This is a genomic window from Pseudoalteromonas caenipelagi, assembly GCF_013140855.1.
Taxonomy (GTDB): domain Bacteria; phylum Pseudomonadota; class Gammaproteobacteria; order Enterobacterales; family Alteromonadaceae; genus Pseudoalteromonas; species Pseudoalteromonas caenipelagi.
This window is the reverse complement of record NZ_JABBPG010000002.1, coordinates 128831-140890: the sequence shown is the minus strand read 5'-3', so window position 1 is coordinate 140890 and position 12060 is coordinate 128831. Positions and strand designations below refer to the sequence as shown.

Below are 12060 nucleotides of genomic sequence, written 5' to 3'. Positions count from 1 at the left end.
TGTTTGTTTCGGATTGCGCTTACTTCCGCTTTCATTGCACTGCTAGCTTGAAAACAATAAACAGAGTGGCCTGAAACATAAGCATTAGTTGAGCTTCTACCAGCTGGGCCTTTACGAGCTGGTACGTGTCTAACATGAAATGTTCCAATTTGAGGCCACACTAACGGCTCATCTTTTGCGTAGCACTCACCCAAAGTTGAAGTCAGAGACTCTAAAACTCGTTTTACGTCGTTTTCATTTACACCTGACTTGTTTGTAATTTCAGAAACCATTTGTAAGAAGTTCATTTGATGCTCCCTAATGTGCTTGCCGCTGTACTGATCACTTCTTCTGTTAATTCGCTAAGTTCGCCTTCACGCACAATTCGCGCGCATTGAACCACCAGGGCGTTTGCAATCCGCCAATTTCCACGCTGGGTATATTGGTAGAAGTGCTTGGCCAACTCTTTTGATATTTCATGATTAAAGTTAGGTTTGAGAACATAGCCTGCAATCTCTTTCACGTTCATTGGAGACAAAGCAAGCTGTTTAGTGCCAATGCGCCCAGTAAGCTGCTCCAAATAAATTGAACTACGGCCACATGTGAACTGTTCTTCAAATAATTTGGTGCCAGATAAGATTAGTGTGGCCTCACATTCATCCGATAGATAACGTAGTAACTCTAAATGCTTCCAATTCAAGTGATTGCACTCGTCGATAACCACAACCATGTTTTGACCTCGTAAGAACTCGCTGAGTCGCAATATTAAGTTGTCTTTTGACAGCATTCCTACGTGTATACCTATTCCTCGACAGACAAGCTGCAACAGAGCTTTTGCACTGATATCCTTCCACGGGGCCACGCGAACAGCGCCCATTTCTCGTTCTAGATATTTAGTGATGGTTGTCTTACCTGTTCCTGGGTTGCCAATTATTCGACCAACCCGTTCATCGGCTTTTGCAGTGGTATTTACCAACTGCACCGCGCGTTTTATATCATTGGTTTCAATTGTCATGGTCTTTCCTTAATTAGGTAAATCGTCATCGTCCCACTCAATGTCATCGAGTAGCACATTATTAGGGTCAGTTAGGAACTGGTCATAAACACGTTTCTTAGGCTTTTTGACTTGTTGATCTTGTTGCTTCATAGCTTCCAATGCTTGGCCTAGTTGACTGCTTGGTGCAACGGTCACCGTTTGAATTGTTGGCGCTTCTGGCGCATCTGGAATACGTTTGTTCCAATCAGCCATTTCCTCGACGAGATCTAATCGGTCACAGTGTTTACGGCGTGCAGTAATGATCCGCTTTAAGGTCTGAGCTCGACGGGCTTGCTCCCTAGCGCCTTTACTCTCAAGAACACCATATTCTGGCTCGTATGGTGCGATACATGTAAGGTTGCGGCCATCTGCATAAACCAACACTTTTGAAGGGTCGTGACGGGCCCAGCGTGCAGTAACTTTGCGACCTGAATAAGGCAACAAGTCGTCGTGATAATAATGATGCCCGTTGATTGGTATTACACCGCGATCTGCTTTTGGTTCGTATGTTTCAGCAAATGCAAACAGCAAGGTTTCTTGAGTAACAGCAACTTTGCCCCAGCCCTTACTGACAAAGTCAGCATATTTTTGATTAGGTGAGCGGTCTCCTAGGGCACTTTGGGCACGTTTATGGTAGCGCTCTAATGCAATGTCACACTGAGCATGAAAATCGTCCATCGTGCCGGGGAATGCGACAGGCTCTTTGCCCACATTTTGCTTTTTCTGGTCCTGACGATTACCGCCCACATAACCAGTAATGTCACCGAAATACTGTTCAATGACTGAGAACAAACCTTCAATTGCTTTAGCTGGTGCATTATAAGGACGACTGCGTAGGATTCTGCCTAATTCGCGCTCAGCATCCATAAGCGTGACACTCATTTTGCTGCTAAGCTCTGCAATCTCAAGAAAGCCTTGCATCATTTCAGCCCATTTATATTCGTTACCATTATCAAGGTACAAACGAACTGGTAAGCCCCATTCTTGAGACATCGAAGCAAAAGACATGGCAACGTGTTCACGTCTAACACCTTCGCCTTTTTCCAGCATGATCAATGTAAACCACATGCGGCCAGTGCCTACGTCGTGCCATGCAATTGCTCGAGGGTACACAACCGAACCATCAGGGCGACGACATTTAATGTCTATTGGGTGAACGTCACCCACAATTAGGTCCATGGGACGTAGGCCATCTGTGTGGCGTGTAATACGCGGGATATAGCGGTCAAAGAACAATTTCGCGTCGCTATCATGTATCGCTACTAATTTATATTCACATCTAAATCGTTCAACATAAGCGCGGGTAACAGCACATCCGCTTTTTGTGGCTTTAATTTGTTCTTGCGTTACACCAGCTTCTATTAAAAGGTCGTGTAGTCGGCCTGTTGCGTATTCAGTGATTGTGCGCCAGCCTTTGGCATTATTAGCCCATAGCGACTTCACGTAGCGCTCTATCACTTCTTCGATTTTTTTATGTGCGCGTTGTGACAAGACACCTTGTTTTACTAAGCCGTCAACGTCACGTATAAAGTTCTTCTTACGGCCCGTATCTTCACGAACCTTGGGCATTAGGTCGCGTACATTGCCCGAACCGTTTTCATAAGCGCTGATCCAACGGTAGAGCATATCTAAAGTAACTTTTTTAGATTTGCCGTTAGGCATTATGTAGGTTTTACCCGCAACCCGTTGAACCTCTGCGCCACGTTCAGCACTATGGCGATCAAAATCTAAAGCCTGACGAATAAGTTCAAATCGCCAAAGTGCAGTACGCATACGCGACTCGGTATTGTGTGTTGCTACGTCCCCGTGTTCGATAGCATCAGCAACAAGGGGAGATAACTCCGTAGATGTACTGCCAACTTGAGATAAATAGTATTTTTCGCGAAGTTCAGGCGGTAGGCTGTTTACATCGACGAGCAAACCTTTACCACCATGACCTCGTACACCAGTAACTTCTTTAGTTTTAATGATTTGTTTGGATATTTCGCCAGCAGACAGAATCGTTCTTGCTCGGCGCTCGCCGACACTCATTAGCTGAGCTAGGTCTGCAGAGTTAATCCAGTTTTTTGAACTTACTTGCTGCATAACTAAACTCCCTGACTATTCAATCCACAGTCTTCAAGAATTTGGTCAACACATTGCTTTGCTTTTTCTCCAGCCCAAGCGCCATGAAGCGCCTGTCTCGCGTTTTGAGGTGCTACACCAATTTTCTCACATGCTTTGTTTAGTGAGTCGCCTTTGAAGGCGTATGCAGCTCTTACGGTGTTGTACAGCTTCTTAGAAGGTGGACAAATTTCCAGAATAATCATTTTGTTTATCCTTAATGCAACGAAATACCTAATATGTTTATATTTGTATTAGGTTTGCATATGGATGTCAACTATAAATACTAAATATATTTATTTTTTGTACTAGAAATATTTATTTTTTATATGTATCTTTTATATTAGAATCTAATAACGAGTAAAAAGGATACGAGTTATGAGCACTGAATTGAATCTGAAAAACGACATTATACCGAGGCTAAAGGAGCTATTAGGTGTTACAAAAAACACTGAAGTTGCTAAGGCGTTGGATACATATCCACAAACGCTAAACGGTTGGATGGATAGGAATTCGGTTCCTTATACTCAGCTATACAAACTCGCTAAAGATAGAAACGTATCCTTAACTTGGATTTTAGATGGCCAAGGCGAGCAAGTTAAAGACGTAAAGAGTGAAGATTGCAATGTCAGCTTGAAAGCAGTTGACTCGAATGAGTCTGTCACTGTTAGCAATGAATTTCTCAAATCAGTTCTCAAAATGGACGCGCAGAACTCTGCATATTACGTTGTGCAAAGCGACTCAATGGAGCCGTTGATCTCAAATGGTGATACTCTGCTTTTAACGACTAATACAGAGAACGCAGGTGATGGCATTTACGTTATGAAGATTAACAGCCGTATTTCAGTGTGTAGATTACAGTTCTTACCAAAAAGCATTAAGGCGAGTAACGAGAATAGCGCATATGAACAGTTTGAAATTAGTTATGATGATAAGTTTGAATTACTAGGAAGAGCTGTACGCAAACTAGGAAAAATCAATTAAAAGTAGATCCGTAATAGATCCGAATTCAGCACATGATCAGATCCGAATTAAGGATCATACAGTACATTAATACCGCTCAATCACTCTAAACTTCTAATAAATGGCACATTAGACAAACTTTGTGCCAATTTTGAATAGCAAATTCATCAAAAAATTCTGATATCATTATTTTTCAATTAGTTACAATTTTTAAGGTTTAAAAGCCGAAAACTTCTTAGGATTTTCATTTCATCCGCTACTCTAGATTTATAAAGATCTACTCCAGGGCAACCACTGCATCAGTTTTTCAAGCAATATATCCTGAGCAATTGGTTTGGCAATATAGTCGTCCATGCCTGCTTCCAAACACTTGTTTTTATCTCCAACCATCGCATTGGCAGTCATTGCAATAATATTGACGTGTGCATAGCACTGCCCTGCTTGTGCCTTTCTAATTGCCCGAGTGGCTTGATAACCGTCTAATTCTGGCATCTGACAATCCATTATCAATAAGGTGTATTTATCGGTGTTTTGACGCTGCTCAAGCATGCTCAACACTTCTTGCCCATCTGCTGCAACATCCACCATTTTAAGCCCCAGCTTTTGCAGCATGCTAATTGCTACTATTTGGTTCACTTGATTATCTTCAGCGAGCAAGATACGGATCGACTCATCCCACTCAATTTGTTCAGGTTCAATCGTTGTATTTTTTTGCAGTGCCTTAATATAACTAGATGTCACCAAAGGTTTTGCATGTGCTAAAGCTTTGCCATTATCTGCAACAATGGATAGCGCAGCAAATAAGTCTGACGTTGTTGCCGGTTTTGGAAAATATGCTGCAAAACCCAGCTGTGCAAAGTAATTTTCATCTCCTTGAGTACTCATCGACGTCATCATTACCAGTTTCATATCGTTAAAACTGGGGTTGCCTCTGAGTATTTCACCTAATTGCGCGCCGTCCATGTTAGGCATTTGCATATCTAAAAACGCAATATCAAAACAATGCCCTGTTTTTTTGACACGCTCCTCACATCTTTGTAATGCTTGTTCACCTGACTCAGCTTCATAGGTATGCGCGCCCCAATGCTGAAGCTGTGCCGTCAAAACCTCTCGGTTCGTGTCGTTATCATCAACCACTAAAATATGCAGCTGCGACATGTTTACATCAGGTATAACCTGCTCCGATACAGCACTTGTCTTCATTAATACCTCAAAATAAAAACAACTCCCTTTACCTGCCTCACTGGTTACCCGCACTCGCCCGCCCATCAGTTCGCATAGTTTTTTAACGATGGCTAGGCCTAATCCAGTTCCGCCATATTTTCTGGTTGTTGACGCATCTACTTGAGAGAAAGACTGAAACAGCTTTTGTTGCTCTGTTTTGGAAATACCGATCCCGGTGTCTTTAACTTCGCAGCAAAAACGCAACTGCTCGTCGTCGAGTTTGTGCAAACTAGCCGTGATAACAACCTCACCACACTGCGTAAACTTAATTGCGTTACCCACTAAATTGGTAAGAATTTGCCTTAACCGCCCGGGATCACCTCGAACAACAGACTCCTCAACACCAGTCATATCCAATATGAGTTCAAGATCCTTTTGCTGTGCTTGCATGGCAGCAGACTCTGCAAACTCCCCCAGCATACCTCTGAGGTCATACTCTAATTCTTCTAGCTCTAGTTTTCCTGCATCGACTTTTGAAAAGTCTAAAATATCATTGATTAAACCAAGTAATGACGTCGCACTATTTAGCGCAACTCGCGCTCGATGATGTTGCTCTTTATCCAGCTCACCGTTCAATAACAAATTGAGCATGCCGAGAACGCCATTCATAGGAGTGCGAATTTCGTGGCTCATTGAAGCTAAAAACTCACTTTTTGCCTGACTAGCTTGTTCTGCTGAAAATTTAGCCTCTTCAAGCGCCTCCTCAAATGCAACCCTATCAGTAATATCTTGCTGGATCCCTACGTAAGCCTTAAGGCTACCTGAGTTATCAAATAACGGAGATAACTGAAGGCTATTCCAAAATTTGTCGCCATTCTTTTTGTAATTAAGCAACTTAACCGACAGTTTTTGTCGGTTGTTAATTGCCTCTCGCATTTGTCTCACAACATCTTGGGCTGTCTCTTCACCTTGCAAAAATCGACAATTGGTACCAATAACTCGCTTGTCGTATCCTGTAATATCGCAAAATGCTCGGTTAACAAATACAAGTGGCAGATCTGGCTGGGTTGCATCGGCGATAACAATACCTACTGTGCATGACTCTATCGCCTCGGCGAGCATGTCATTGTGCGCTTTTGCTTCTTGTAAGGCTCCCTGAAACAAGCGCTGTTCTGTGATGTCGGTCAACGATCCCGCCATCCGCAGTGCTCTACCGCTGTTATCTTTTAGCGCCACCCCTTTGACTCGAAAAAATCGAAACTCTCTAGAAAATGTTTGTATCCTTAGCTCAATATCAAATGGCTTGTTGTATTTAAAGTGATTCTTTAATTCTTCTTTTAAACGGGGTAAATCTTGCTTGTGAATTCGCTCTTCAAGTACAGATATCTTGTTCGCAAAACTATCTACATCATCTCTATCAAATCCTAAAAGTTCTCTAAAACGCGGTGCAAAATAAATTTCATGATTTTCTAAATCCCAGTCCCATAGTCCGTCGTGACTACCTGTTACAGCCAATTTGTATCTCGCTTCATTGGCTTTAGCTTGGTACTCAGATTTTTCAAGGCGTCTAAAAGGGTTGAGTAACAAATGATAACCAAACATAAATAGCAGCCCAAACGAAAGGCTTAAACTCACTATAATTGCCCATCCAATACGTTGCTGAAACAGCATAACTTCGTTTTCAAGCCAACTCGTTTTAACGAAGTATTCGTAGCTGATCCCTGTTTCTCCAATCACTTCTTTATTAATGCTGATGTAACTACTTTGAGGGTCAAGATTACTAAAATCCACCCACTCACCACGTAATGAAATGGCTGTAGAATAATCTTGTTTTGTCGACAGTAGAACGTCATTTAAGTTTATCTCGAACCCTGCTATCAAAACGCCTTCCGTAAAGCCGTTATAACGAATAGGCACTGCTATTTTAAGGAGTTGTGAATCCGTGTTTTTTACCAACACTATCGCTTTACTATATTCCGCACTTAACACCTTTTGTAACCACTGTGCTTGGTTATCTACAAAGTAATCATTAAAATTACTGGTATACACACTGTCACTGAGCACATTAACGATTCTAATCGGCTCTTTTTTTCCTAACAGGGTTTGTCCATTAAGAAAATCTGACAAAGACGCCCTTGATGTACCATTTCCCATAACGCCTTGAACTACCAAAGGTTGATTAGCGAGATCAAGCAGCAATTGCTGTCGTGTTTCAATAAACTGCTGCAAATAGTTTTTTGTCAGTTTTGCTTCAACATAGCTGGTGTTTATTTGTAACTCGGTAACAGAACGACTTGCCTGCTGGCCTACTAAAAAAATGCTAACGAGCATAGAGAGCAGTAAACTCATAATGAGAAATGTATAAAACAGCTTATTTGACCTAAGCCTCTGCCACTTTCCAAATAACGGATTTGTCATTTTGCTCCTGCTTTTGGCTCTGAGAGTAAGGTAACGCCACCATCATCCGCATACTGTGCCATACAAAAGTCCTCTAAGCCTAAAGCCTCATGCGCATCATCATGCTCTTGGGACCAAGACGAAAATGGCACCTGATAGGTTTTTATGAGCCCTACTACTGGTGTTTTAATGTTTTCCAACGCACGGCGTAATGCTGCGCGATTTTGCTTAACATCGGCTGATAACGTGATATTTGAAATCGCTTCAACAAACAGCTTGCCAAGATCATAACTGTGAACGAACCCTGTCGGTGCTGGTAAAACCTCAATCCCCTCAGCTAGCGTTGGATAAATCGCTTTCGCAGACTCAACCGCTTTTCGAGCTTGGGGGTGTTGTTTATAGTCTCTTAGCGAAAAGCAGCTTTGAATAAAGTGCACCCTTACCCCTTGCTGTAGTGCATCTTTTGTTGATGTGAGAAAATCACCGCCGGTGATCCCCCAGTGGCTTACAATGGGTATACGAGAGGACTTAGGAAAGCTTGCCATTGCATTGACAAAATGGCTCCCTTCCAATGCATTGCCTACAAATATGACACAATCGGCATCGCTATTAATAATATCTCGGATGATAATACGCGCACTACTTAATTGAGCATTCCAATTAAACCAAGTCACTTTCATCTGATTGTCAGCAGCGGCTGCTGATAGCGTTTTATGATTAGATTTACCCCAAGGGGTGTTTTCTAAAAGTGCGTGCATAGATTCACAATGCAAATCTTGGCGCGCATGTTCGACTAACTTAAACCCTGCTTTGGTATCATCAATCGATAAACGGTAGACCCAATTTTCGCCATCAGGATATCGAGTAATTGATCCACCAGCGGCCCAAGGAATAAGCAGTATAATGCCATTTTCGTTAATAAAATTACGATACTTAATATAGGGTGGAGAGTGAAGCCCCCCAAGTACGGCAATCGCATCTGGGTCTTCTAAAAACTGTCTCATATTTAACAAACTACGATTGCTGTTACCTCTGTGGTCTTTTTCAACTAACTCCAACTGATATCCTTGCACTGTAAAATTAACGTCTGCCAACGCTGCCATGAAGCCCATTTTCATAGCTATTGCAGACGCCTTGTGATTAGAGTAATCAGAGTCGTGATATATTTTTAAAATCCGAGTACTGTCATCTGCATTGGCGTACATACAAATAAAAAATAACAATAGAAGCCAGTATCGAAGTCTCATATGCGCAAAGTTCAGTTAGCAGTAACTTTAAAAGTAGCGCATATTTTTATAATTTGTAGTAGATACATGGTTTTGTATGTGCATTGTATAACCTAATAAATCACCAGTGGATGCAACATTTACACCCACATCGATGCTTATCGGTTATTACGCTACCAACACCGTTAACTGTGTTTTAATAGATTGCCAAGTGAGTTCATCATTAATCACACGGCTGTGACCAAGACCTTGAGTACTCACCAGTTTCAAGTGCGGGAATTGCTTAACTACTTTTTCGCTAAGGTGATGAAAAGCAAATTTATCCTCCAAGTCATGTACCATAAATATGTTTTTATGCTTCGAAAGGTGGCGCTCTGGCAAGAGGCTTTTAAAAGGCATACCATGTTCGCTTTCTACTGATTTAATCAACTCTTCAAACAAGCTTTTGGATATTCCAGTTGAAAGAATACGTTTTTCAAAACTGGTATAAAAATCAAAGGGTGGAGCAATTAATATATGCGCCTTTGTGGTTACCTTATTAAGAGCTGCAATACACCCCATCGAGTGACTAATCGCAGCTACGACAGGTGCACCAATATAGTTTTGAACAGCTTCAACACCCTTAACAAATAGCGGTAGATTTGCCTGCTTCCCAGCACTGTTACCATGCGCATAATGGTCAAAGGCCACCGCTTTAAATCCTAAAGAAGCCACTTTTTCCATTAATGGGTAAAATTGGCTAGCACTTCCTGACCAGCCGTGAGTAAACAACACAACCGGCCCACTACCAAGTTCATAAACATCGATATGAGCGTCCAAAAAATCCAGTTTGTGCGCTAGCATTGCTGATGGTTTTGCAACTTTAGACTGATGACGGACCGGTGTCAGCAATAACGTTTTTACCAATTTTTTACCTATACTTGGGGCAATACGAGCTATCGAACCTGTTACTAATTTAATGGTGTAGTAGCTTAAAGGTTTGCGCCCTGACTTTTTTGAAAAATATATTTTACTGCTCATTCTTCTCTCCTTTGTGGCGCTCAATCAATTGTTTAAGAGCCAAATGAAATCGCGAATGGGTATTGTCTTCAAAACCAACCCAGGTCATATGCTGAGACCCCAGATAAAGGGAATATAATTCGTAGGTAAACTGTTTTGGGTTAGTTTGAGCATCCAGCTCTTGCTTTGCTATCGCTTCAACAACCAGCTCATTGAGGTAATGTAACAGCTCCAAAAGCTGTGATTTGACAAGATCTCGTACAGCACCTGGTTGGTCGTCAAACTCTACTGCAGCACTGATAAAAATACATGCATATGCTTGCTCTTGGTACCATCCCTGCCAAAGCTCGCAAATTTTCATTAATTTAGCCAAAGGAGAAGGCTCCGCCTTGGTCGGAATAACAACTGTTTCAATAAAAATTTGCTCGGCATAGTCCAACACCGCTAATTGTAAATTTTCTTTGGAGTTAAAGTGCGCAAAGAGCCCTGACTTTGACATACCCGTCGCTGTCGCTAGGCGACCAATCGTTAACTCGTTAAAGCTTTTACTCGTTGCAATTTGCAATGCTGCCGCTAGCACTTGCTGCTTTGTTTGCTCACCTTTATTCATAAATACACAAAATAGAACGAACGTTCGGTTTATAATACAGTGGTTTTCTCGCATTGCAATCTATGTTTGCTATACCTGATGTGCTCTGTATTACTAAAAATCCTGAGTCATACGATTAGTTGATACATATGGTGTTCATACCTATATGATTAAATTGACGTTTTAATCATATAGGTATGGATAAGATTTTGAGCCAGTAAAAGCTTTGGGAACTTGCATTACCCTCCCTCCAATGAAGGTAATATGTTCAATATCAAGACACTTTTATGCTCCAATTTTACTTATACAAAACTAAGGTCAATAAGGTTTATACATGTACGTAATAGTGTTTCTCGCGCTGCTTTTTCCTGCTTTGGCTACAGCCAAAGACATTGCACATGAAATTTCTATATTTAAACTCTCTGAAAATGTTTATCAGCATGTTTCTTATCAAGAAATAAAACCTTGGGGGATGGTAGCTGCCAATGGTTTAGTGATTGTTGATAAAAGTGATGCGTATATTATTGATACGCCATGGACTGAGGAACACACTAAACGGCTAGTTAAGTGGGTTAAAGCGCATAACCTAACGCTAAAGGCCGCGATTATCAGCCATTACCATGAAGATGCCAGTAGTGGTATTGAGTATTTGAACAAAATAGGCATTACTACTTACGCAAACAAAGCAACCAATCTGTTACTTGAGAAACACAAGCGAACGCTAGCAAGTCACTCTATTGATAAACCAAGCTATAAGCTCGCCAATGATCAGATTGAGGTTTTTTATCCCGGCGCAGGCCACAGCAAAGATAATGTCGTTGTTTGGCTCATTGACCAGCAAATCCTGTTTGCTGGTTGTTTTGTCAAAAGCCTTGAAAGCACGAACTTGGGCAACCTAGCTGATGCAGATGTTAACCAATGGCCCAAATCCATCGCAAATTTAAAGGCGCACTATCCGAATATTAAATTGGTTGTACCAGGACATGGAAAAGCTGGGGATACAAGCTTGCTCAAACATACCCAGCAGCTTGCTCTGAACAAAGCACATTAAAAAAAGCAGCCTAAACTAGGCTGCTTTTGGTTGTATGGTACACACCATACAAAGGTACACTTACTTTAACCTACAGAGTCGTCGCCCATTTGGCTTTGAATGTAGTTTGGCAATCCAATAAGCTTAATTAGCCCTAGGTGCTGCTCTAACCAATAAATGTGGTCCATCTCTGTATCGTCTAATAGTTTTTCAAGCATCTCACGCGTCACATAGTCATGCTCTTTTTCACACTCAGCAATGATTTTTTTCAAACTTGCAGCTACTGTCATCTCTGCCGCAAGATCATTTTCAAGCATTTGTTGAACGTTATCACCTACATGAATGGGTGCACGAGACGCAGTATCCGGCTTACCTTCTAAGAACAGGATTCGCTCAATGATATGTTTAGCGTGATCGAGCTCTTCGTCATATTCGTGAGCTAATTTATGACCAAGCTTGCCAATGCCCCAGTCTTCATACATTTTTGAGTGTGCTAAATACTGGTCCATTGACGTTAACTCGAGTGTTAACTGCTTATTGAGTAAGTCGATAATTTTTTGATTGCCTTGCATGA

The 12060-nt window shown here is 41.6% G+C and carries 10 protein-coding genes and 1 pseudogene; 2 read left to right on the top strand and 9 right to left on the bottom strand.

What is annotated here, in order from left to right; all coding sequences use genetic code 11:
- Positions 1-80: 80 nt before the first annotated feature.
- The 4 genes and pseudogenes from HG263_RS22755 to HG263_RS05305 all read right to left on the bottom strand — a co-directional run.
- A pseudogene (locus tag HG263_RS22755) lies at positions 81-272 on the bottom strand (HU family DNA-binding protein); the annotation flags it as partial.
- Positions 273-283: 11 nt separating this feature from the next.
- On the bottom strand, positions 284-994 hold the full coding sequence (locus HG263_RS05315) for an AAA family ATPase (RefSeq protein WP_171625039.1): 711 nt from the start codon (positions 992-994) through the stop codon (positions 284-286).
- A 9-nt stretch (positions 995-1003) separates the two neighbouring features.
- Complete coding sequence (locus HG263_RS05310; protein ID WP_171625038.1) at positions 1004-3100, bottom strand: Mu transposase C-terminal domain-containing protein; 2097 nt, start codon at positions 3098-3100, stop codon at positions 1004-1006.
- Between the two features lie 2 nt (positions 3101-3102).
- The gene (locus tag HG263_RS05305; protein ID WP_171625037.1) at positions 3103-3324 is read right to left on the bottom strand and encodes a hypothetical protein; all 222 of its coding nucleotides are present in this window, start codon (positions 3322-3324) and stop codon (positions 3103-3105) included.
- A 172-nt stretch (positions 3325-3496) separates the two neighbouring features.
- Here HG263_RS05305 and HG263_RS05300 point away from each other — a divergent pair, with 172 nt between their 5' ends.
- The gene (locus HG263_RS05300; protein ID WP_171625036.1) at positions 3497-4102 is read left to right on the top strand and encodes a LexA family transcriptional regulator; all 606 of its coding nucleotides are present in this window, start codon (positions 3497-3499) and stop codon (positions 4100-4102) included.
- Positions 4103-4348: 246 nt separating this feature from the next.
- Here HG263_RS05300 and HG263_RS05295 read toward each other — a convergent pair whose 3' ends face one another.
- The 4 genes from HG263_RS05295 to HG263_RS05280 form a co-directional block, all read right to left on the bottom strand.
- Positions 4349-7663 carry a PAS domain-containing hybrid sensor histidine kinase/response regulator gene (locus tag HG263_RS05295; RefSeq protein WP_171625035.1) on the bottom strand — a complete coding sequence of 1105 codons (3315 nt, stop codon included), beginning with the start codon at positions 7661-7663 and terminating at the stop codon, positions 4349-4351.
- Positions 7660-8847, bottom strand: coding sequence for an ABC transporter substrate-binding protein (locus HG263_RS05290; RefSeq protein WP_343043967.1), 1188 nt, complete (start codon positions 8845-8847; stop codon positions 7660-7662). Before HG263_RS05290 ends, HG263_RS05295 begins: the two co-directional genes overlap by 4 nt.
- A gap of 189 nt (positions 8848-9036) precedes the next feature.
- Entirely contained in the window at positions 9037-9888 is an 852-nt protein-coding gene (locus tag HG263_RS05285) for an alpha/beta hydrolase (protein WP_171625033.1), read from the bottom strand.
- Positions 9878-10477, bottom strand: coding sequence for a TetR/AcrR family transcriptional regulator (locus HG263_RS05280; protein ID WP_171625032.1), 600 nt, complete (start codon positions 10475-10477; stop codon positions 9878-9880). Before HG263_RS05280 ends, HG263_RS05285 begins: the two co-directional genes overlap by 11 nt.
- A 313-nt stretch (positions 10478-10790) precedes the next feature.
- On the opposite strand from HG263_RS05280, the gene bla reads away from it, so the two are divergent.
- A complete protein-coding gene (gene bla, locus HG263_RS05275; protein WP_171625031.1) occupies positions 10791-11507 on the top strand; it encodes a subclass B1 metallo-beta-lactamase in 717 nt (238 codons plus the stop codon).
- Between the two features lie 65 nt (positions 11508-11572).
- Here the strand turns inward: bla and bfr are convergent, their stop codons facing one another.
- Complete coding sequence (gene bfr, locus HG263_RS05270; protein ID WP_171625030.1) at positions 11573-12058, bottom strand: bacterioferritin; 486 nt, start codon at positions 12056-12058, stop codon at positions 11573-11575.
- Positions 12059-12060: the final 2 nt, after the last annotated feature.

Coding starts and splice junctions, on each gene's coding strand:
- HG263_RS05315 (WP_171625039.1), bottom strand. CDS start 994: ATGACAATTGAAACCAATGATATAAAACGCGCGGTGCAGTTGGTAAAT.
- HG263_RS05310 (WP_171625038.1), bottom strand. CDS start 3,100: ATGCAGCAAGTAAGTTCAAAAAACTGGATTAACTCTGCAGACCTAGCT.
- HG263_RS05305 (WP_171625037.1), bottom strand. CDS start 3,324: ATGATTATTCTGGAAATTTGTCCACCTTCTAAGAAGCTGTACAACACC.
- HG263_RS05300 (WP_171625036.1), top strand. CDS start 3,497: ATGAGCACTGAATTGAATCTGAAAAACGACATTATACCGAGGCTAAAG.
- HG263_RS05295 (WP_171625035.1), bottom strand. CDS start 7,663: ATGACAAATCCGTTATTTGGAAAGTGGCAGAGGCTTAGGTCAAATAAG.
- HG263_RS05290 (WP_343043967.1), bottom strand. CDS start 8,847: ATGTACGCCAATGCAGATGACAGTACTCGGATTTTAAAAATATATCAC.
- HG263_RS05285 (WP_171625033.1), bottom strand. CDS start 9,888: ATGAGCAGTAAAATATATTTTTCAAAAAAGTCAGGGCGCAAACCTTTA.
- HG263_RS05280 (WP_171625032.1), bottom strand. CDS start 10,477: ATGAATAAAGGTGAGCAAACAAAGCAGCAAGTGCTAGCGGCAGCATTG.
- bla (WP_171625031.1), top strand. CDS start 10,791: ATGTACGTAATAGTGTTTCTCGCGCTGCTTTTTCCTGCTTTGGCTACA.
- bfr (WP_171625030.1), bottom strand. CDS start 12,058: ATGCAAGGCAATCAAAAAATTATCGACTTACTCAATAAGCAGTTAACA.